Annotated in this window: 22 protein-coding genes; 14 read left to right on the top strand and 8 right to left on the bottom strand. The window is 63.0% G+C overall.

Annotated elements, in window-relative coordinates:
- Nucleotides 1-184 precede the first annotated feature (184 nt).
- The 5 genes from FKV23_RS09815 to FKV23_RS09795 all read left to right on the top strand — a co-directional run bounded on the left by FKV23_RS09815 (nucleotide 185) and on the right by FKV23_RS09795 (nucleotide 4,355).
- Nucleotides 185-388, top strand: coding sequence for a hypothetical protein (locus tag FKV23_RS09815; protein ID WP_141623689.1), 204 nt, complete (start codon nucleotides 185-187; stop codon nucleotides 386-388).
- Between the two features lie 5 nt (nucleotides 389-393).
- The gene (locus tag FKV23_RS09810) at nucleotides 394-822 is read left to right on the top strand and encodes a hypothetical protein (RefSeq protein WP_141623688.1); all 429 of its coding nucleotides are present in this window, start codon (nucleotides 394-396) and stop codon (nucleotides 820-822) included.
- Nucleotides 819-3,287, top strand: coding sequence for an XVIPCD domain-containing protein (locus FKV23_RS09805; protein ID WP_141623687.1), 2,469 nt, complete (start codon nucleotides 819-821; stop codon nucleotides 3,285-3,287). Before FKV23_RS09810 ends, FKV23_RS09805 begins: the two co-directional genes overlap by 4 nt.
- A gap of 25 nt (nucleotides 3,288-3,312) precedes the next feature.
- Nucleotides 3,313-3,792: a hypothetical protein gene (locus FKV23_RS09800; RefSeq protein ID WP_244243970.1), complete on the top strand. Its 480-nt coding sequence runs from the start codon at nucleotides 3,313-3,315 to the stop codon at nucleotides 3,790-3,792.
- Between the two features lie 131 nt (nucleotides 3,793-3,923).
- Nucleotides 3,924-4,355, top strand: coding sequence for a DUF4920 domain-containing protein (locus FKV23_RS09795; protein ID WP_141623686.1), 432 nt, complete (start codon nucleotides 3,924-3,926; stop codon nucleotides 4,353-4,355).
- Nucleotides 4,356-4,422: 67 nt separating this feature from the next.
- Here the strand turns inward: FKV23_RS09795 and FKV23_RS09790 are convergent, their stop codons facing one another.
- From FKV23_RS09790 to FKV23_RS09755, 8 genes are all read right to left on the bottom strand, one after another.
- A complete protein-coding gene (locus FKV23_RS09790; RefSeq protein WP_141623685.1) occupies nucleotides 4,423-4,686 on the bottom strand; it encodes a hypothetical protein in 264 nt (87 codons plus the stop codon).
- Nucleotides 4,683-5,993, bottom strand: a complete 1,311-nt coding sequence (locus tag FKV23_RS09785) for a TFIIB-type zinc ribbon-containing protein (protein WP_141623684.1) — start codon at nucleotides 5,991-5,993, stop codon at nucleotides 4,683-4,685. Before FKV23_RS09785 ends, FKV23_RS09790 begins: the two co-directional genes overlap by 4 nt.
- Nucleotides 5,994-6,014: 21 nt before the next feature.
- On the bottom strand, nucleotides 6,015-7,163 hold the full coding sequence (locus tag FKV23_RS09780) for an SPFH domain-containing protein (protein WP_141623683.1): 1,149 nt from the start codon (nucleotides 7,161-7,163) through the stop codon (nucleotides 6,015-6,017).
- 523 nt (nucleotides 7,164-7,686) lie between these two features.
- Nucleotides 7,687-8,232 (bottom strand): hypothetical protein, encoded by a 546-nt coding sequence (locus FKV23_RS09775; RefSeq protein ID WP_141623682.1) that lies wholly within the window; start codon nucleotides 8,230-8,232, stop codon nucleotides 7,687-7,689.
- Nucleotides 8,229-8,594, bottom strand: coding sequence for a hypothetical protein (locus FKV23_RS09770; RefSeq protein ID WP_141623681.1), 366 nt, complete (start codon nucleotides 8,592-8,594; stop codon nucleotides 8,229-8,231). Before FKV23_RS09770 ends, FKV23_RS09775 begins: the two co-directional genes overlap by 4 nt.
- A gap of 160 nt (nucleotides 8,595-8,754) precedes the next feature.
- Nucleotides 8,755-9,402: a hypothetical protein gene (locus tag FKV23_RS09765; RefSeq protein ID WP_141623680.1), complete on the bottom strand. Its 648-nt coding sequence runs from the start codon at nucleotides 9,400-9,402 to the stop codon at nucleotides 8,755-8,757.
- Between the two features lie 17 nt (nucleotides 9,403-9,419).
- Nucleotides 9,420-10,337 (bottom strand): hypothetical protein, encoded by a 918-nt coding sequence (locus FKV23_RS09760; protein ID WP_141623679.1) that lies wholly within the window; start codon nucleotides 10,335-10,337, stop codon nucleotides 9,420-9,422.
- A gap of 138 nt (nucleotides 10,338-10,475) precedes the next feature.
- On the bottom strand, nucleotides 10,476-10,919 hold the full coding sequence (locus tag FKV23_RS09755) for a tellurite resistance TerB family protein (protein ID WP_141623678.1): 444 nt from the start codon (nucleotides 10,917-10,919) through the stop codon (nucleotides 10,476-10,478).
- Between the two features lie 147 nt (nucleotides 10,920-11,066).
- On the opposite strand from FKV23_RS09755, the gene FKV23_RS09750 reads away from it, so the two are divergent.
- From FKV23_RS09750 to FKV23_RS09710, 9 genes are all read left to right on the top strand, one after another.
- A complete protein-coding gene (locus tag FKV23_RS09750) occupies nucleotides 11,067-11,921 on the top strand; it encodes a class I SAM-dependent methyltransferase (RefSeq protein WP_141623677.1) in 855 nt (284 codons plus the stop codon).
- 145 nt (nucleotides 11,922-12,066) lie between these two features.
- On the top strand, nucleotides 12,067-12,351 hold the full coding sequence (locus FKV23_RS09745) for a hypothetical protein (RefSeq protein WP_141623676.1): 285 nt from the start codon (nucleotides 12,067-12,069) through the stop codon (nucleotides 12,349-12,351).
- Nucleotides 12,352-12,636: 285 nt separating this feature from the next.
- Nucleotides 12,637-13,710 (top strand): non-reducing end alpha-L-arabinofuranosidase family hydrolase, encoded by a 1,074-nt coding sequence (locus FKV23_RS09740; RefSeq protein WP_141623675.1) that lies wholly within the window; start codon nucleotides 12,637-12,639, stop codon nucleotides 13,708-13,710.
- Nucleotides 13,711-13,733: 23 nt separating this feature from the next.
- Nucleotides 13,734-15,275 (top strand): alpha-N-arabinofuranosidase, encoded by a 1,542-nt coding sequence (locus FKV23_RS09735; protein ID WP_244244172.1) that lies wholly within the window; start codon nucleotides 13,734-13,736, stop codon nucleotides 15,273-15,275.
- An 81-nt stretch (nucleotides 15,276-15,356) separates the two neighbouring features.
- A complete protein-coding gene (locus FKV23_RS17350) occupies nucleotides 15,357-18,389 on the top strand; it encodes a family 43 glycosylhydrolase (protein WP_208543141.1) in 3,033 nt (1,010 codons plus the stop codon).
- A 144-nt stretch (nucleotides 18,390-18,533) separates the two neighbouring features.
- Nucleotides 18,534-19,178: a class I SAM-dependent methyltransferase gene (locus tag FKV23_RS17805; protein ID WP_141623673.1), complete on the top strand. Its 645-nt coding sequence runs from the start codon at nucleotides 18,534-18,536 to the stop codon at nucleotides 19,176-19,178.
- Complete coding sequence (locus FKV23_RS17230) at nucleotides 19,093-19,410, top strand: hypothetical protein (protein ID WP_167284830.1); 318 nt, start codon at nucleotides 19,093-19,095, stop codon at nucleotides 19,408-19,410. The genes FKV23_RS17805 and FKV23_RS17230 overlap by 86 nt, the downstream gene beginning before the upstream one ends.
- Nucleotides 19,411-19,432: 22 nt before the next feature.
- Nucleotides 19,433-20,707: a cation:proton antiporter gene (locus FKV23_RS09715; protein ID WP_141623672.1), complete on the top strand. Its 1,275-nt coding sequence runs from the start codon at nucleotides 19,433-19,435 to the stop codon at nucleotides 20,705-20,707.
- Entirely contained in the window at nucleotides 20,691-21,032 is a 342-nt protein-coding gene (locus FKV23_RS09710) for a hypothetical protein (RefSeq protein ID WP_141623671.1), read from the top strand. Before FKV23_RS09715 ends, FKV23_RS09710 begins: the two co-directional genes overlap by 17 nt.
- Nucleotides 21,033-21,048: the final 16 nt, after the last annotated feature.

Genomic DNA, 21,048 nt, shown 5'->3' with positions numbered 1-21,048 from the left:
CTCGCACCAAAACAGGAGTCCACCAAAACAGGAGTCAGATTGCACTTTCCAGAGTGCACTTTTCCTGCCAGAAAGCACTCTGCCCCCTGTTTTGGCGTTACCATCTTTCGTGGCCGCCCCCGTCAGGCCGTCGCCGGACCCGACACTGCTACGTCGCATTCGATGCCGCAAAGGAACGCAATCCATGATCCTGTCTACCGAGCTGCGCGAATACAATTCGTATAGCAGCGATCCGCGCTCAGCCCGATTGCATAATAACTTCGAAGCGTTCATGGAGCGCGCGGAAAGGAATCGTCCTGTCATGGAGCAGGCCGAGTTCGAATTCGAGGCGAGCGGAGAGGGTCGGGAGGCGCTGGGCGAAGATGGGTCGGATTCGTGGAAGGAGTAGGGGCGATGAGCGAATATCCAAAGCCGTTTGACTGGCAGCAGTTCCCCGAAGGGCGAGCGCGCTTTTCCGGCAGTGTCCGTGGCGCTGATGAGCGCGGTCACGAGACTTTCGCAGTGGAGTTGAGGGGGGAGACTTATTACGGCGAAGTTCGTCGAACTTTTTTGCAAAATGAGAACGATTTCAATATTGAAATCGTCTCGTTCGGCTGGCCAGGAACGGAGTGGGTGGGAATGCCAATGCCTGGCATGTGCCACACATTTTCTCCTGAAGAGTCGGATGAGGCAAAAAAGCTGATCGTCGGAATGATTCAGGCTGCCGCTGCTTCAGAGACCAGGCCGGGCTTGTTGAACGAATATGCCGATGCCCGGTTCATGGGGCAGGTTGTTTTTCGGGAAGGATGGGCTCTCCTTGAAGCAGGGGAGTCCTCCACATGATGGACCATGGGCCTCAGATCGAACGCATTCGCAATGCGACCTCGTTGGAGGAAATTCGAGAGGTTGTTCGAGAGTTTTCGGCGAAGGCCACCGGGGATGGCGGTGTTCTCTATAGCCGACCCGTGGGCGATGTTCCTTCTGAGTCAATCGCAAAAGAGCTCGCAAGACAAGCTGGGCTTCCTATTATCAATGACACGCCGCGCGCGAAATTTCTGTCCAGCGCTGATGACATAATCAGCGAATCGGCCGAGCGAATATTTCGGGCGAATGGGCAGAGCCTCGCGCAAGCAGAAAAGTCAAAGATGGCTTTTCTTTACGGAGACTCCAAGGCTGCTGTCAACAGTGCCACCTCTCTCGACAATTGCCTGTGGGGTGAGGCCTCACGTGAGTTCGCCGGCTCCTTGCGTGGCGATGTCAAGGTCGTTGCATCGAATGCCAATATCGAGCGCGTCTTCGGAAAGGTCGAGCTTCCCACCCTTCTGGAAAACCCCAACGTAAGGTCTTTGGGTGGACAGCCAATTGCGGAACTGAAAGTGCTCTATGTCCAGGGCGGTGCGGAAGCCGTGCTGCCCAAGGTGCAGGCGCCATTCATTGAAGCAGCGCCGAAGGGCCTTTTTTCCTTACCCGATACCACGGGCGCCAAGGTCAGCAAGGTGACGCTGTCGCGTGAATTTGCAAGCGCGATGGATATTGATGCAAACCAGTTGTCCAGATTCGCTTCGTCGGCCGAGATCAGGGCGTCCGGACTGACCCGGGCTCCAATCGGGTTCGGAGCCCAAGGCGTGGCAATCGGTGAAACCGCATTGGCTGCCGAAGCAGCGGCTACGCGTCAAGGGCTGCGGCCGGGTACGGGTATGAAAGCCTTGGGCGCAGCCGGTGTGATCGTGTCAATTTACGACGCCGCCGACACGGTCCATGGCATGTCGCAGTTGCGCGGCCAGGGCAACAACACCGCCGCCCAGTCGCGTATCGAGCGTTTTGCCGTGCAGAACGTCACCGGCTGGGGCGGCGCGGCGGCGGGCATGGCGGGGGGCGCGGCGGCAGGCGTGACGAGCGGTCCGGGCCTGCTGGTCACTGGCGCGATCGGCGGTATCGTCGGTGCGGTGGCCGGCGACAAGGTGGCCGATTGGCTCGACGAGCGCAAGATCAATCGCCAGCAGGATCCGGAGGGCAGAACCTGGACCTTCGACCCGAAGCACCCGGAAAAGGGCTGGACGCATCAGGAGCGTACGATCGATGCCGAGGCGATGCGCTATCACACTCGCGACTCGACCCTCTACAAGACCCGAACCCTGACCGCAGATCCGGCGTTATCGGACCGGCTGGACTACCAGGCGTCGAGCACCTCGGTCGAGTTGGCGCTGGGCGCACCGCCACGATCACGCGATCCGTACACGCTCCAAGCCGGCGACCAGGATGCACGTAGTGCGCGTGAAGCAGCGTGGACCCGCGATCCGGACACCCAGCAATGGTCGCGGGAGGTCAGTCGCCTCGTTGATTACCGCATCAACAGCGCGGTCTACAAGACGGAGCGGGTGGAGGCGAGTCCGGAGCGCGCGGCGGAGCTGGAGGCCGCCTCGCAGGCAATCATCGCGCAGAACGCCGCGCAGACGCCGGCGGCGATGGCGGCCACGTTCCAGCAGATACATGAGCAAAACGGCTGGGCGCAACACGGTTCGGTGCCCGATGCGGTGACCCAGGCCTTGCAGAATCCGGGTCGGGTGGTGGGCTCCAACGGCCGGCTGTACCAGCGCGATGCCGAGGGCCAATGGACCCACGATGGCCTGCTCTGGGACAGCCAGGCCAAGGGCAACCTGCGGCAGGAACTGGAAGCCACCTACCAGCAGCAACAGGCGGAGGCACGGATTCCGACGCTGGACACGGTGCGAGTGACCGCGTCGCCGGCGATCGACGCGCCCGAGACCACGACGACCCGCGATCCGCGGGTCAGCCAGTTCCTGGCTGCTCTGGAGGCTGGCGACGAGCAGGGCATGCGCGAGGCCTCGATCGCATTCGCCGAGTCCGAGCGCGGGCAGCAGATCGTCGCCGAAGCGGAGCAGCGGGTGTGGGATCAGCAGCAACAGCTGTCCGGTCGCGACCATCCGCTGTTCGGTCAGGCATTGGAGCAATTGGAGAAGGCCGGGCCGGAGGTCGGCGGCTACCTCGATCGGTTGCAGATGGAAAGCGTGGCCGGCGCGCTGGCTCACGAGGCCCAAGTGAGGCACATGCCGGGTATCGATGGGCTGGCGCTGAGCCGGGACGGTCAGACCTTGATGGCAACCTGGACCCATCCACACAATAACGTGCTTGATCGCCACTGCACGGTCGACCGCTTCCAGGCCGGTATCCAGCCTTTGGATCAGAGCCTGCAGGATCTGGCGGCTGAAACCCAACGGCAGGAAGAGCAGGCCCTGTTGCAGGCACAGCAGCGGCAGATGCAGCAGGAAACGGCGCTATCGCGCTGATGACAATACCTCTGGAGGCAGGAACGTGGATCGCACCATGGAAGGCACTTTGGATCAGGTCACCGCCATTTTCGGGCGCCTGGAAAAGCTGATCATCGATCACCAGCGGCAATTGCAGGCCTCCCAGGAGGCGCTGCATGCCGCACGCGAGCGCGAGGAAGCACAGTTCAAGCAGGCGATGGTGGCCATGTTCCATGAGCACCAGCAGCGCATGGAGGCGGCCTTGCGTCCGGCGATCGTTCGAGCTTGGCAGATCGTGGCGGCGGTGGCCGGCGTGCTGGTGCTGTTGCTGGCTGGCGGCATGCTCCTGCTGAAGCAGACGAACGACCGCCTGAATGCCGCACAGGCACGCGCCGATGCCGCCGAGGTCAAGGCGGAAGTGATGGAAGCGTCCCGGCATGTCGAGATCACTTCCTGCGGTGGCCGGCCCTGCATCCGGCTCGACAAGGATGCCTCGACGTGGAAGAGCAAGGGAAGCGAATACATCCTTGTTGACGGAAAGTAGGAGAGCTCTACAGGCAGGCATCCCCTGTATCTTCCTGAGTGCCCTCCGCCGGTTGAGGGTGGGAAAAAGCCCACGCCGACCCCGGTTTTGATATCGTCGAAGTCGATCCCGCCATCGAACCGGAACCCATCATGCGCGTTCTTGCTGCCTGCCTGCTGTCCACCGTTGCGCTGCTCGCCCATGCGGGCGATGCCTCGACCTATGGCGAGCCCTTTGCCGACGGCCAGGCGGTGCCGGTCTCCCAGGCCATCACGGCGTTTGAGGAGCATGCCGGCGAGCCCCGTCGTTTCAGCGGCCGTATCACCGAGGTCTGCCAGACCAAGGGCTGCTGGATGATGCTGGAGCACGACGGCCAGGTGGCGCGCGTGATGTTTGGCAACCACGCGTTCTACCTGCCCAAGGACACGAGCGGAACTGCGGTGGTGCATGGCGTGCTGGAGCGCAAGCAGCTCACGCCGGAACAGGCCGCGCATTTCAGTGCGGACAGCGGCAAGGGGCTTGCGGTGGATCCGGTGGAGTACCGGATCGTCGCCGATGGCGTGCGGGTTGCGGGCGCACCGTAGCCGCTGGGTGCGGATACGCCCCGCCTGCGCGCCCGTGTGGATCTGGCGCCCGTAACGGCGTGGCGCGTCAGGAGTCGCCCTGCATCTGCTGTACGCGCGCGCGATAGGCCCGCACGTTGTTGCCGGAGATACTCGTTGCCCGCGTGCCCTTGATCTCGCGGATTTTCCTGTCCTGGTCCGCACCGGTTACCGGTTGGGCAACGACATCGGTTTCGTGTTCGAACGCGTGCGACTTGTCGGTGTTGCGGTAGTACCGGTACAGCAGCCAGTACAGCCCGGCGCCGCCGGTCGGGCCCAGCAGGAGTAGAAACAGACCGCCGTCTTCGCTCATGTCGAGTGCCCCAGGATCCAGAGTGCAATGCCTTCAAGGAAGGTGCCCACGGTGATCGCCGCAGTGAGCAGTTTCCACTGCTGCACGGGCACGCTGCCCATGGTCTCGCCGGTGCGGCCGTTCACCGCAATGTAGTGCAGCATGCCGCCGTTGCGGCCCGGCTGGTGGTACGAGTACAGCCACACCGGCAGATACATCGATACCCAGCGCGTGCCGTGCACGTCCAGGCGTTCGCGTTCCCAGCGCACGCCGCGGTCGAAGCGCCGCACCGAGGGTGCGACCTGGCAGCGGCCAATGGACAGCAGCTGGTCCTCCAGGCGCGGGTGCAGGTGCGCCACGTCGCGGTCGCGCTTTTCCGAGCTGAAACCCACCAGGTACGACGCGTTCCACTTCACCGCGTTCTTGGTGTCGAACGGCAGGATGGTGTTGATGATGTTGTTGGTGTTGGCGCCAGTGTCCAGGTTGCCCCGTTCGGCGGAGGATTCCAGCGGCAGATCGTCGACGGTGAAGTCCACGTGCCGGGCCACGCGGTACACGTCGGCGTCGTAGTAGGTCTTCTTCTTGTCGCCGCTGCCCCTGGTGTAGCGGCGCGTTTCGATTTCGCCCTCGCCAACCACGTCGACGCTCGCCTTGCCGTCGACGATCATGTACGGCAGGTAGACGCCGACCACGTTCTCGGGCGTGAACTGTTCCTTGAACTCCTTCAGTGCGAACAGCCGCCGCTTGTCCACGAACTGGCGGATGCGCGCGACTGCGTCGTCCTTCTTGATGCGGAACGGCAGCACGGCATCGGGGACGGCGCCGTTGGCCACCTGCTCGTTGACGCCAAACACGTGCCGGCACCAGTGGCAGCGCGCGGTCATGGCGTTTTCGGTGTTGACCGTGACTTCGGCACCGCAGCCGCTGCAATGGAAGGTCATCAGGCTGGCGGCATCGGCTTCGATGTTGCGCGCGCCGGAGGCGATGACCGTGCCGCTCAGTTCGTCGATGCCGGTGCCGAGGCCGAACTCCTCCTCCACTCGCTGGCCGTGCCATTCGTTGCGGCAGTACAGGCAGATCAGCAGATCGCTGCCGGGTTTGTGGCGGATGTCGGTGGCGCCGCATTTGGGGCAGCGGTTGAGGCCGTCCTTCAGCTCCTCGGCGGAGGTGTCGATGGCCACCGGGTCGGGCGCCAGCAACTCGTCGCGGATCGGCGGGGGCAGGGTGGCCGGGTCGATGGGCGTGCTGCCGGGCTGCGGCGGCACGTCCTGCGGCGACCCCGGGCCGGTGTAGGGCGGCACGGGGGGCGGGTTGTTGGGGTTTTGCATGGTGGCCGGGCGTCGTGCGGCTTACAGGCCCAGCGCCTTGGCCTTGAGTGCGTCGTAATCGGCCTGGGTGATCAGCCCCAGGTCCAGCATCTCCTTGGCCTTCTTCAACTTTTCTACCGGGTCGTCGGCGGCCGGTGCGGGCGGTGCCACGGGCTGCTGCAGGCCGCCCAGGCCCATCATGCCCGTCGCCATGCCCACGCCCACCAGCCCTGCCGCGCCGCCATTCTCGCCGGCCGACTGGATGCCTTGCGCCACGCTGGCCTGCAAATTGACGTTGCCACGCGTACCGGCCAGTGCATCGGCGCGCTGCACGGTCTTGAGCAGCTCGCGGGTGTTGGGATCGTATTCGATGGAGACGATGGCGGTCTTGACGATGGCCAGGCCGCGTTCGGACTGCCACTGGTAGGCGTTTTCCACCGCTTCGGACAGGCTCGTGGCGAACCCGACCGAATCCTGCTGCAGTTTGGTGATGCGATTGCCCTTGCCCGGGTCGTTGGTGTACAGGCTGAACGCGGGCGCAAGCGAGCCGACAACCTCGTTGAACAACTGGGTGGCCGCGGCGTTATCGATGTCGGTGAAATCGAAGACCGTGCCCGGCTGCAGGTATGAGGCCGGCACGAAGTTCTTCACGAACAGGATCGGGTCCACGATCTTCAGCGTATACGAGCCACGGGTCACCGCGCCTACCTGGGTGTTGAGGAAGCCGTCGTCCCAGTAGATTTCGGACTGCGTGCCGAAGCGGTTGTCCGGCAGCTCCTTCAGCGAGACGAAGAACGCCGCCTGCTGCGAACCCGGCCGGCCACCGAACTTGAAGCGCTCCCAGCTCTGCCTGATCAGCGTATCGACCAGGCCATCACCGGCGAAGAGCGACTGGGAGTTGATGTCGTCGGAGCGCCATTCGTAACCGCCCGGCTCGGCGGCGAAGCCGGTGATCTTGCCGTCCTGCATCAGCAGCAGGCCGTAGCCCTCGGGCACGACGATCTTCGAGCCGTTGGTGATGATGTTGGAGGAGGCGCTCGTATTGGAGCCGCGCCCGGCATTGGTGCCCCTGGGCACTGCGGCGAACAGCGCCGCCGTTGACGGCAGGCCGTCCGGCACCGTGTAGAAGTCCTTCCACTGGTCGCCCAGCATGCCGCCGACCGTACCCGCTACTGCCTGCACAAGACCCATGACATCTCTCCGTGAATGGTGGCCGGACATCGTGCCCGCCATGCGCGACAACTTATACGTTTTCCGGAAGCCCGAACAGGCCAGGGAGGGCAGTCAACAGGAGTTGACGGCGCCGGAACGGCTGCTGCGGCGCTCCGAAAAAAGGGGGCAGGTTCATTCATTCCGTGATCCGGGGCGGCCGTGTGGCCTGATGCCCATGTTTCGCTGCAAGCTTGCAAAGCCATGCGGTTGTCGCGTCCGCTCGATGGAGACTGTGTGGCCTCGCGCGCTTGCGAGTCGATAACAGACAACCGCCAGCAGAGCGAAGACACAGAGCAGCAACAGCCACATTCAGCACAGCTCATTGCGGATGGAGAAGCCCGCCTGCAGCCTCGCCTGCGAAGTCGCGGTGTGGCGCCCGCAGGCGGTCGGCGATCTTCGCATGCCTGCCCACCCACGTTCCATCCGGAACGCAGACGTGTTGGATCAGCCCCTCCACGGGTCGTGCCGGCAACTACAGATGATTGAAGGGGGGGCATGGCCGTCAGTCGATTCGTTTCCACTGTGCGCCATCGAAGGCCATGATGTCTTTGCCTCCGATGGACCACAGCACGCCGTCGGCGACGCTCAGGCGGTGGCAGCTGTCGGGAGTGTCGTCGCCGAAGTCGACGGGCAGGAGCTTGTCGCCGTCGAGCGCGAACAGCCCGTGCATGGTGGAGAGGTAAAGCTCCTCCCGATACCAGGCGAGGTCCCAGATGTCGTCGATCATGCTTTGGTGATCGATGATTTCCCATGCATTTCCGCACCCCCGCAGCAGAAGGCCTTTGCGGCCCGATGCGTAGACCGCGCCATCGCCTGCGCACAGTACCCGGGTCAGCACGAGAGGGGTGGGGCTTTCCTTCTGGCTCCAGGCCTTGCCGTCGAACTGCCAGATTTCGCCATTCCATCCCACCGCATAGATGTCCGATTCGGAGAATCCGTCCACTGCCTCGAAACCGACGACTTCCTTGTGACCATCGACAGGTTTTGCGCCCTGGTCCAGGGAAACCCACTGCTGGGCATCATCCCGACGCCACACCTGGCGGTTCATTCCGACGGCGTAGACGTCTCGCCGATGGTGCGGACGCCCCGCAGCGGGCCGCGGGCCTGGATGGCCTCGCGGCTATCGCCGATCTGCTCTTCGTGGCGATCGCCACTCCCCAGCAGCAGGACCTCTCCATGGATGCCGACAGCGCACATCTGCTGCAGCGGCTTCTGTGCAATGCTCATGCCGGCAGTTGGCCACAGCACCCTCCCTCCATCGCGCCAGGCATGGTTGTCCCACTCGACGAAGTCGGTATGGGGGTAGTTGGCTTTATCGAGCTCGTCGGCACTCATCGCGATGTAGGCCAGATCGGAAAAACGAACTGCGCCGGTTACAAACGAATAAGTGCCAGTCCAATGACCACTCATTGATTTTCCTCCTTGGGATTTTTATCTGTCTGGCAGCGCGTTGGGAGAAGGCCTGGAGCCGTGAGACGGGAGGTTGGGTCTACTTGTCCGCTCCGTGGCAGACGCGGGGCCTGGGTGCGGTTGAACATTGCAAGTCGGCGTGGCTGTCCCCGTTTCCGGCCTAGATCCTTCTCAAGTAAGGGTTCCGATCCGTGTCGAGGCCCTCGAGGAAGTCCGCAACGCTCTTCTGCGCATCAAGGGCGTGCAGGGGCATTGCGGGGTCCAGAGCTTCCTTTGGGACCGGAGGGCCCAGTGAGTCAGTTGGCAAGCGCGGACAGAGCTGCGCGAGTCGCTGCAAGGCCTCCCGGCGCCATTCGGGGAAGCCGGAAGGCCCGGGTAGCACCCGCAGGGCGATCTGTTCGGCCAAGGCACCTTCGTCGGCCGATGTTGCATCCTCGGTTCCGTAGATGGCGTTCAGGATCGTCATCAGCGCCAGATCGATTGGAGCCAACTCCTTGCCTTGCCATTCACGCTCGTCGCTCTCGGGAGGAAGCCAGAACAGGTTGTCCGTCATGTTGTAGGCCCAGCAGGCCTCCATGAACCGAAACGGCGTGGGTTCGGGCCGGTTTCTCCACAATCGGGCAGCCACCCATTCGGCACAGCCAATGGTGAAGGCGATGATCGCCCGATCGGACATCGCCGAGAGGCGCTCTTCCGTATCGGGGTCGAACTTGCCCAATGAAGCATAGGGATCCCAGTCATCCCAGAGGAAGGCGACCGGGCTTCGTTGCAGCGCTGCGAGGTCTATGTAGGCGGGTATCTTGTGCATGTTCCGGCGATTCACCTTCAGGCTGGATGCAACTCTTGCCAGTCATTCCCGTCGAACAGGACGACATGGAAGTCGCAGGCGAACAGCAGGCTTCGTTCATTGAACGAGAGGGATCCTCCTCCAGGCGATGCCGGCAGGCCGGTGTCTACCCGGCCGAGCGCGCCGTCGCGGCCGATGCAGAACAGATTGCCCTGGTCGGTGCAAAGGTAGATCTTTCCGAATGCTTCCTCGATGCTCGAGAACGTCTCTTTCGTGGAATCCTGTTCCAGTGCGCGCAGGGTTTCTCCATCGCCCATGATGATGGTGCCTTCGGCTCCGGCAGCGATGAATCCTGTACCGCCAAGATGCTTTACCGCCTCCAGCCTGACATGGGTGGGGCTGTCCAGCTTTTCCCATGTTCCAGATGTCGAGAGCCATATTTCTCCGCCGAGCCCTGCCGCGACCAGAAAATTCTCGTCTGGGCCGTCAATGTCGTGGAAGCTGCCGATTTCATGGCTTGAGCAGGGAATGACGCAGCCGTGGTCGCTGCGCGTCCATTCGGTCTCGCCGAGCCGCCGTCTGAATACCTGACGTGCCGTGCCGGCTACATAGGCGTGATCGCCGATGATCCGGATGCAGTGCAGAGGGCACAGGAGGCCGGGGGCGGTTTCATTGTCGCCTGCAGTGATGCGCTCTTCCTGGGCCCCATCGAAATCTGCCGTTTCGATATGCCCATCCACCCCGGCAGTGATGAGCTTCGCGATGCCGTTTTCCTCATAACTGGCGATCCCGGCCAGTCGATGCTCGAAAGACCACTTGTCCCAATCGCCATCGACATGCTCGAACAGGATTGCGTGATGGACGTCATCGTCCTCCAGTTCCACAGCGACTCCGGCGACATACATTTTGTTGTCATTGAGGACCGAACAGCGTGTAAAGCCAAATTCCTTGCTCATGTTTTTGTTCCTTGCTTCCGGTGGAAGCTGCTTGTCACGAACTGCATATGCTCCTCACAGAAGCAGGAGTCAGTGTCGTTGTAAGAGGCTGGGGGTAGATTGGATTTTTTTTTTTCTCCGGACTAGCCCCAATTCCGGTTACTGCGCCTTCGCCAGAAGCTTGCGACGAATGAATTCGGAATGCGGGACGGCGAGCAGATCGGCCACGCGGCGGACCATCAGTTCCTCATGCTTGTCCAGGCGCGCGTCGGCGAATGCCACCCGCCACAGCCATTCGACGAGTTCGGCGCGTTGCTCGGGGTCGAGTGCGGGTCGCAGTTCGCGGGTGAATTCGTGCAGGGATATCGATTCCCGCCTTGCCTGGTGGGCCTGCTCCATCAGCGATTCGAGCTCGGCCGGCGCCATGCCGAAGACCTGGGCCATCGCCTCGTGGACCACGTCCAGTTCGACTTGATCGCCACCTTCGGCGGTGACCGCCATTTCCAGCAGCAGCGCGGCGGCGGCCCTGGGCAGCGCGTGCGGGTCGGACGAAGGTTCGTGGCGGTTGACGATGCTCGTAAGAGCCTTGAACCAGTCGGTCAAGACAGTGCCTCCGGTGTGGTACGGCGGAATTGCAGAAGCTGGGGCCTTCCCATGTGATTTCAACCCGACTAAAAGGGACGGAGACGATCCTTCCGCCTCCTCGCCCCGGGGTGGTCCACCCTGACTGGCTTTCGAGGAATCGAACCCATGAATACCCCGTCCAAAGTTCCGATGCCTGATGAGGAAGGCCAACAGTGGGATCGGGTTGCCGCCGGTTGGAAGAAGTGGTGGCCCACGATCGAGAACGCGGCGCGATGCGTCAGTAAACGGATGCTGGAACTGGCGGAAGTTGAACCCGGGCAGCGAGTGCTCGACATCGCAACGGGGATTGGCGAGCCCGCCTTGCTGGCGGCAAGTCGTGTCGGACCTTCGGGACGGGTGGTCGCGACGGACATTTCATCGCGGATGCTCGATATCGCCCGGGAGAGGGCGGCCATGTCCGGGGTGTCGAACGTGGAGTTCAGGCAGGCCGATGCAGGGCAGCTGGATTTCCCCGACGGCAGCTTCGATGCGGTTCTCTGTCGGTGGGGCGTGACGTCGCTGCCGAATCCGCCGGATGCCCTGGCGGCGATACGCCGCATGCTGGCCCCCGATGGTGCGTTCGCCACGGCTGTGTGGGGCGCAGCGGCCGACAGCCGCCCGTTGGCGGGTCTTGCGACGGCTGTCGCCCGGGAAGTGTTCGATCTGCCAGCGCCACGACCACAGGTGCCTTCACTGCCTGGATCAGCGGAGGACGCGTTGGAGAAGATGATGATCCATGCCGGGTTTGCGGACGTGCGCACCGAACGGATCAGGCTGACCCTGGAGTGGGCGTCCACCGATGAGTGCACGCAGTACGTCCTGGACGTATCTCCGGAACTCGCCGCCCTGTTCCTCGACAGACCGTCCGGGCAGCAGGTGGAGTATCGGCAGAGACTCGCCGAAAGGCTTCGGCCGTACGTGATCGCCGATGGCGGCGTCCGCATCCCGAACATGACGATCTGTGCGGCGGGGCGGAGATGACTGAAGGGGACGCAGGCCATTAAGCCGTGGGACGGAGCTTCCGAAGGCAACTGCGTCATCAGTCAAAAGGGACCGAGGGGATCAACCCACCTCCGTGCCCGGTTCCCGCTGCGGTCGCCCCTTGGCCTGATGGGGGCGGGTCATCATGAAAGCGGAAGGGCATGCCGATCGACTCGTGACGCCGCACGCGGCATGGCTGGCACTCGATGCGGACCCCGCATCACGCCGCGCGCGTTACGCAGCCTGGGTGTCGGAGGGCGCCGACGCGGTCGAGATGGAGGGGATCCGAGTGCACCTGATGCAGGGCAAGGTTTATGGCAGCCAGCGTTTTCAGCGTCACATCGGATCGCTGGCCGGGCTGTGCTCTGAGGTTCGTCCGCGTGGGCGAACGTGTCTCATCCAGCGTGAAATTGAATCTGGAACCTTTTAGGTCGCAAAAAAAGTTATCGCTCGCGCTGAACAATTCATTGGATATGGCACGACGCGCCTGCCTATGCTTCGCCTCGAAGTTAATCCATGACAGTTCGTGACACAACGGCAGCAGCCGGCAACGCGAAGCCCTGGAACGCCAGCTGGTGGCGTAGCGGAACCGCAAAAAAGGTGCCAAGGACAACTTCCCGAGGCTGCGCCGGGCAGGGCGGTCGCCGGCCGAGACTAATTGTCCCTGACACCCCTTCTCGTTGCCGAATCCCTGTAAACATCAGTGGTTGAAGTTATGCACAACTACAAATCCTCCCTTGCCGGGTTCAATGCACTCTGGTTCGCGTCATGCCTGGCATTGAGCACGCTCGCTCATGCGGCGGAACCCGCGACTCGCGCCAAACCTTTTGAATGGAAATCCAGCGAGCCCCTGATCAAGCCTCCAGCCGATGCCAAGGATATCCATGGCGTCAAAGACCCGACCATCGTCTATCACGACGGCCGATACCACGTTTTCATCACCACGGCCGCGGCAACGGGCTGGGGCATGGCCTATACGAGCTTTGTGGACTGGGACGAAGCGCCGAATGCGCCCCTGTTCATGCTCGACCAGTCCCCCATCGGGCCGGGTTACCGCGCAGCGCCGCAGGTTTTCTATTTCGCGCCGCAAGAACTCTGGTATCTGATCTACCAAGGCGGCGACCCGTTGTATTCCACGACCAGGAACCTGGCCGATCCCGGCTCATGGACGGCGCCGCAGCCCTTCTACCCGACCATCCCGGAGAGTGTCAAAGACGCCAACGGCAAGGCGGCCTGGCTGGACTTCTGGAACATCTGCGACGACAAGAAGTGCCATCTGTTCTTCACCGACGACCACGGCAGCTTCTTCCGCGGTGAAACAACAGTGGAGCGCTTCCCTCATGGCTTTTCCGAACCCGTCGTCGTCATGAAGGAAAAGCGCGACGACATGTTCGAGGCGAGCAATACCTACAGGATCACCGGTACCCATCAGTACTTGACGCTGATCGAAGCGATTGGGCCCAACGGCAGGTATTTCCGGGCCTGGACGGCGGATCGCCTGGACGGCAAGTGGCAACCCATTCCCGGCGCCAGGATGAACATGTTCGCTGGCGCGGAAAACGTCACATTCAACGGCCGGATCTGGTCCGAAGGCGTATCCCATGGCGAACTGATCCGCGACGGCGTCGATCAGACGCTGAGCATCGACCCCTGCCAGCCACTGAGATTCCTCTACCAGGGCCTGGATATGGAAAAAGACAAGAAGTACGAATACATCGAGCTGCCCTATCGGCTGGGCGTGATCACCGCCACCGCCCCCAACGCCATCAGCGAGTTGTGCAAGAAATGAATGCAGAAAAGCCCTTGAGTGTAGTGAAGAGCAGCGTACTGGCGCTTGCAATGCTGGCGACCGCGCCAGTGTTCGCCGCCGTGACCATCGACATCGATCCGGCCAAGCCTGGTGCCGTCATCAACAAGAACGTCTATGGCCAGTTCGCCGAGCACCTGGGCACCGGCGTCTACGAAGGCATGTGGGTCGGCCCGAAGTCGAACATCCCCAACACCAGGGGCTGGCGCAACGACGTCGTCGGCGCGCTCAAGGAGTTGCATGTGCCGCTGGTGCGCTGGCCGGGCGGCTGCTTCGCCGACGTATACCATTGGCGCGACGGCATAGGCCCGCAGGACAAGCGCCCGAGCAACGTCCACACCAACGCGGACGGCGTAGTAGAGATCGACGCGATCAACGCCGTCGGCACCCACGAATTCTTCGACCTGATCGACATGCTGGGCGCCGACGCCTACGTCAACGGCAACGTCGGTACCGGCAGCGTGCAGGAGATGTCCGATTGGGTCGAGTACATGACTTCGGACGGCGGCTCGCCCCTGGCCAGGCTGCGCGCCCAGAATGGGCGCGAAAAGCCGTTCAAAGTCGCCTACTTCGGCATCGGCAATGAGTTGTGGGGCTGCGGCGGCAACATGAAGCCCGAGTACTACGCGAACCTGTACAGCAATTACGAGCATTTCCTGTGGGCGCCCGAGAAGTCCAGGCCGAAAATGATCGCCAGCGGCGGCAGTGGCTTCGACACCACGTGGACCGACGTCCTGAGCAAGGAACTGAAGGACCGCACGATCGGCATCAGCGTCCATCAGTACACCGTCCCCACCGGAAACTGGGACATCAAGGGCAAGACCCTCGGTTTCAAGGAAGGCGAGTGGATCTCGACCCTTGCCAATACCTTGAAGATGGATCAGCTCGTCAAAGATCACGTGGCCGTACTGGACAAGAACGATCCCGAGAAAAAGATCGGGCTGATGATCGATGAGTGGGGCACCTGGTATGACGAAGAGAAGGATGCCAAAAGTGCCCTGTTCCAGCAGAACTCCCTGCGCGACGCACTCGTGGCGGCGCTCAACTTCCACATCTTCCATGAGCACGCGGAGCGGGTCCCCATGACCACCATCGCCCAGATGGTCAACGTCCTGCAAGCGATGATCCTGACCGACAAGGAGAAGATGGTCCTGACCCCGACCTACTACGCGTTCCAGATGTATGTGCCGTTCCAGGATGCCACGTCGCTGCCGCTGGCCATCAAGGACAACACCAGCTACACCCTGGGCGCATTGACCATTCCGGGCGTGAGCGCTTCGGCGGCACGCGCCAAGGACGGCAAGCTGTACCTGGCGCTGGTCAACACCGATCCGTCCAATGCAGTCGATGTAGCCGTCAACGTCGCCGGCACGGAGCTGCAAGGTGCGGCCGGCAAGGTGCTGACCGCGGCCACGATGGATGCGCACAACACGTTCCAGAATCCGCAGGCGATCAAGCCGGCGGCGTTCAGCGCGCGTGCCGCAGGCGACAAGCTGTCGATCAAGGTGCCGGCCAAGGCCGTGATGGTGGTCGCTTTGGAGGAGTAAACGCCTCGCGATCACCTTCAGCATGCACGCGCTGAACGCAAGCGCAAATCGCATATCCGCTTTTGGACCCTTATTTTCCTCATGAAAAAAGCAAGCCGCTCCGCTGCCCTTCTCTTGCCCGTGTTGGCTGCGCTGCCCGCGGCGTCATTCGCGCTCAACCCGGTTATTCAAACGATGTATACCGCCGATCCGGCCCCCATGGTCCATGACGGCACGCTCTACCTGTTTTCCAGCCGCGACGAAGACGTCGGGGAGCCCAACAACTTCAACATGAAGAGCTGGGTGCTCGCCACGACGACGGATATGGTGAACTGGACCCAGCACGGCGAGATCGCCTCCCTCCGGGATTTCCCCTGGGCCGCCAAGGAGATCTCCGGCTGGGACGGTTTTGACAACGGCGCCTGGGCTCCCCAGGCGATCGAGCGGGATGGCAAATGGTATCTCTACGCCCCGGTGCAAGGCCGGGGCATTGGCGTGCTGGTGGCGGATAATCCCCTCGGGCCCTACACCGATCCCCTCAAAAAACCGCTGATCGCCGGCCATGCCGGCGGCCTATACGACAGCATCGATCCGACTGTATACATCGACGACAAGGGCCAGGCCTATCTCGCCTGGGGCAACCCCAATCTGTGGTCGGTGAAGCTCAACAAGGACATGATTTCCTACGACACCAGCGTCGGGGAGAACGGCATCATTCGCCATCCGATGACCGTCAAGGCCCTGGGCGAGCGCAACCCTCCGGACACACAAGGCACTACGCTGCCAAAGCCTGCTTTGCGCGGCACATCCTACGAAGAGGGTCCCTGGCTCTATAAGCGCAATGATCTCCACTACCTGTTTTTTGCCGGAGGCCCCCTCCCTGAGCATCTCGCGTACTCCACTGGGCCCACGCCCGAAGGTCCGTGGACCTACGGCGGCGTCATCATGGCCCCGCAAAGCGCCTTCACCAACCACCCGGGCGTGGTGGATTACAAGGGCAAGACCTACCTTTTCTACCACGACGCCGCGCTTCCGGGAGGCGACGGATTCAAGCGTTCCGTGCGCGTCGATGAGTTGAAGTTCAACCCGGATGGCTCGATCCCGATGGTGCAGCCGACCAAGGAAGGGCCGGCACCGGTCGCCACCCTCGATCCCTACAAGCGAGTGGAAGCCGAGACCATCGCCTGGTCTTCCGGTGTCAAAATCGAGCCCAGCAGCGCCGGCGGCCAGAATGTGCGAGACATTCATGACGGGGACCACATCCGGGTGCGAAATGTCGATTTCGGCGCGACCGGCGCGCGCGCCTTCATGGCCAGCCTCTCCAGCAAGGCCAAGGCGAAGCAGGCCACCGGGGCGAAGATCGAGATTCGTTTGGGCAAGCTCGACGGCCAGTTGATCGGCACGCTGCCGGTCTCGGGAACCGGCGGCGAATGGAAGCCGCAGTCTGCCCGGATCTCCGGAGCCTCCGGCATCAACGATCTTTTCTTCGTGTTCCGCGGCGCGGCCGGCGAAGAACTGTTCAAGTTCGATTACTGGCAATTTTCCCAGCGCGACCTGGCCGCGGACAGTGCTTCCGTCGCGTCTCAGCCGCTTCCGGCGGCACAGGCGGCACTGGCGGATCTAGCCCACAATCCCCTTATCTGGGCAGACGTCCCGGACATCGCAATCATCCGCGTAGGAAACACCTACTACATGAGCAGCACGACGATGCACATGAGCCCGGGCCTGCCGATCATGAAGTCGACGGATCTGGTCAACTGGAGCATGGCCTCTTACGCTTATGAAACCCTCGCCGACAACGAAGCCCTCCGCCTCGAAAACGGCAAGAACGCCTACGGTGCCGGCTCCTGGGCCAGCAGCCTGCGTTACCACGACGGCGTGTTCCATGCCTCGACTTTCTCCGCCACCAGCGGGCGCACCCACGTCTACACCACGCGCGATCCGGATCGCGGCCCGTGGAAAGAGACGAGTTTCGAGCCCGTGCTGGGTGACCACAGCCTGTTTTTCGACGACGACGGTCGTGTTTACGTGGTTTACGGGGGCGGTCGCATCATGCTCACCGAGCTGAAACCCGATCTCTCCGGAATCAAGCCCGGCGGCGTGAACAAGGTCCTCATCGAAAACGTCAACACCCTCTTCGGCGACGACCTGGGCGGTCTCAATGGCGAGGGCTCGCAGCTTATCAAGATCGACGGCCGCTACTACCTCTTCAACATCGCCTCGCCCGGGAGCCGCTGGGCGCGCACCGTCATCGTCCACCGCGCCGACGCAATCGACGGTCCCTACGAGGGTCGCATCGCGCTCGATGATCGCGGTATCGCCCAGGGCGGCCTCATCGACACCCCGGAAGGCAAATGGTATGCCTATCTTTTCAAGGACAACGCCGCCGTCGGTCGCATCCCCTATCTGGTGCCCGTGACCTGGAAGGACGGCTGGCCCGTGCTCGGCGAAAACGGCGAGGTGCCCATGACGCTCGACATCCCCGCTGGTGGACAGGGCGTGTCCGGCGTCTCCGGCATCGTCGCCTCCGACGAATTCGACCGTCGGCCCGGCGACCCCGACCTGCCCCTCGCCTGGCAATGGAATCACAATCCCGAGCCTGGTGACTGGTCGCTCGCCAAGCGCCCGGGCTACCTGAGCCTGGTCACCAGCCGGATCGTTTCCGCACTGCCCGAGGCCCCGAATACCCTCACCCAGCGCACCTTTGGTCCTGACAGTTTCGCCACTACCCGCATCGACGTGAGCGGCATGAAAGACGGCGACTGGGCTGGCCTCGCCGCTTTTCAGAGACAGTATGGTTTTGTTGGCGTAAAGATGAGCGGCGGCGTCAGATCTCTCGTCATGGTGAGCGCCGACTCCGAACATCCCGAGGAAGTCGCCTCCATTCCCCTCTCTGGAGAAACCATTCACCTCAAGGTCGAATGCGAATTTGAGCCCGCGCCTGAACTCGCCCGCTTCTCCTACAGCCTCGATGGCAAATCCTGGACCCCCATCGGTCGTCCCTCGCGCCTGGCCTACACCTTCCCGCACTTCATGGGTTACCGCTTCGCCCTCTTCTATTTTTCGACCGAGACCGCCGGCGGCCGTGTGGACTTCGACTACTACCGGATCGGGCAAAGCGGCGGCTCCCGCTGACCTTCGCCGGCGCCGGAGCCGAGATCCAACACCGACTAAAAGGGACGGAGACGATCCTTCCGCCTCCTCGCCCGGGGTGGTCCACCCTGACCGGCTTTCGAGGAATCGAACCCATGAATACCCCGTCCAAAGTCCCGATGCCTGATGAGGAAGGCCAACAGTGGGATCGGGTTGCCGCCGGTTGGAAGAATGTGGTGGCGCACGATCGAGAACGCGGCGCGATGCGTCAGCGAACGCATGTTGGAACTGGCGGAAGTTGAACCCGGGCAGCGAGTGCTCGACATCGCGACGGGGATTGGCGAGCCCGCCTTGCTGGCGGCAAGCCGTGTCGGATCTGCGGGACGGGTGGTCGCGACGGACATTTCATCGCGGATGCTCGATATCGCCCGGGAGAGGGCGGCCATGTCGGGGGTGTCGAACGTGGAGTTCAGGCAGGCCGATGCAGGGCAGCTGGATTTCCCCGACGGCAGCTTCGATGCGGTTTTCTGTCGGTGGGGCGTGACGTCGCTGCCGAATCCGCCGGATGCCCTGGCGGCGATACGCCGCATGCTGGCCCCCGGATGGTGCGTTCGCCACGGCTGTGTGGGCAGGGGCCAACAGCCGCCCGTTGGCGGACCTTGCGACGGCTGTCGCCCGGGAGATGTTCGATCTGCCTGCGCCAGGCCCCCAGGCGCCTGCGCCGCCTGGATCAGCGCAGGACGCGTTGGAGAAGATGATGATCCATGCCGGGTTTGCGGACGTACGCACCGAACGGATCAGGCTGACCCTGGAGTGGGCGTCCACCGATGAGTGCACGCAGTACGTCCTGGACGTGTCTCCGGAACTTGCCGCCCTGTTCCTCGACAGCCCGCCCGGGCAGCGGGCGGAGTATCGACAGAGGCTCGCCGAAAGACTTCGACCGTACGTGATCGTCGATGGCAGCGTCCGCATCCCGAACATGACGATCTGCGCGGCGGGTCATCACATCCGGGGCGGGTATGATCAGCCATCCCGACCCCGGGCTTTGTCGGCCCGATCCTGAAGCCGGATACGCTGCAAGGACGATGGACGCCTACGCGCTCGCAATATTGATAGTGGGTTTGGCACTGCTGGGCGCCGCGTGGGTGCCTCATCTCGTCAAGCGCAATCCGCTGACCTTCCCCATCATTTACGTGGCGGCAGGTGCGTTGCTTTACGCGCTGCCCTTGCCGCTGCCGCCGGCCGATCCGGTGCGCTATCCGCTCATTACCGAGCACCTGACCGAACTGGCGGTCATCGTGGCCCTGGTGGGCGTGGGCCTGCGCATCGACACGCGCTTTGGCTGGCGGCGGTGGGCGCTTACCTGGCGGTTGCTGGGCATCACCATGCCGCTGACCATCCTGGCCGGGCTGTGGCTGGGGCAGGCCTGGCTCGGCTACAGCGTGGCCACGGCCATGCTGCTGGGTGCGGTGCTGGCGCCCACCGATCCGGTGCTGGCTGGGGACGTCCAGGTGCATGCGCCCGGCAAGGGCGGCGAGGACCCGGTTCGCTTCGCGCTGACCTCGGAAGCCGGACTGAACGACGGCCTGGCCTTTCCCTTCGTCTGGCTGGCGGTGGTCATGGCGTTGGCCTCCGCCGGCGAGCCGATGGACTGGGGCCGCTGGCTGGCCCTGGATGTCCTGTGGCGGGTGCTGGGCGGTGTGGCGATCGGCGTGCTCGTGGGCTACGCCCTTATGCACCTGATCTTCCGCAGCGAAAGCGAACCCACGCTTTCCAAGAGCGGCGAAGGACTGGCCGCCCTGGCGATCACGCTGACCGTCTATGGCGTGGCCGAGCTGTGCCATACCTACGGATTCCTGGCCGTGTTCGTGGCCGCGTTGATGGTGCGGCAGAAAGAACGGGACCACGACTACCACGGCATCCTCGACACGTTCGCGCAGCAGTGCGAGAAACTGCTGATGGCGGTGATGCTGCTGTTGCTGGGCGGCGCGCTCGCCAGTGGAATCCTGTCTGACCTGGACTGGCGCGGCATCGTGTTCGCGCTGGTCTTCGTGTTGCTGGTACGCCCCCTTGCCGGCTGGCTGGGACTGATCGGCGCGTCGCTGACGACGCGGGATCGATGGGCCATCGCCGTATTCGGCGTGCGCGGCATCGGCTCACTGTATTACCTGGCCTTTGCCGTGAATCACGCCGAGTTCCGCGATGCCGGTGAACTGTGGGCGGTGGTCTGCCTGGTGGTGGTGCTGTCCATCCTGATCCACGGCTTGACTGCCAGCGGCGCGATGGCCTGGCTGGATCGACGCAGGCGAGGTCGGACCAAAGCGACCAAAGGGGACCTCACCGATGAAAATCATCCCTGACACCACTTCGCCCAGCGTAGCGCTGGCCGTAACCATCATCCTGGCCGTGCTGGCCAGCGGTTGCATGGGCAATCCCGAGGTTGGTATCCGGCGCGTTCAGAAAAATGTCTATCTGATCAGCAGCGATCGCTGCGCCGTGCTCGGTGACGAACTGGAACGCGACATCCGCGATCGGGCCACCTTGCAGTGCCGGCATGGGGTAGCGGAGATGGGCGAGTTCCGCTCGCGACCGTCCAGGCAGGGCAGCCTGCTGGGCGAATGCCTGAGATCGGGCGCGCTGGAAGCGCAGGTGACCTGCCATGGCGGCAAAAACAAAGCTGAGTAGGCTGACGTGTCCTGCT

Source organism: Lysobacter alkalisoli (assembly GCF_006547045.1).
GTDB lineage: Bacteria > Pseudomonadota > Gammaproteobacteria > Xanthomonadales > Xanthomonadaceae > Marilutibacter > Marilutibacter alkalisoli.
The sequence above is the reverse complement of the archived record's forward strand: the minus strand, read 5'-3'. Positions and strand labels throughout refer to the sequence as shown.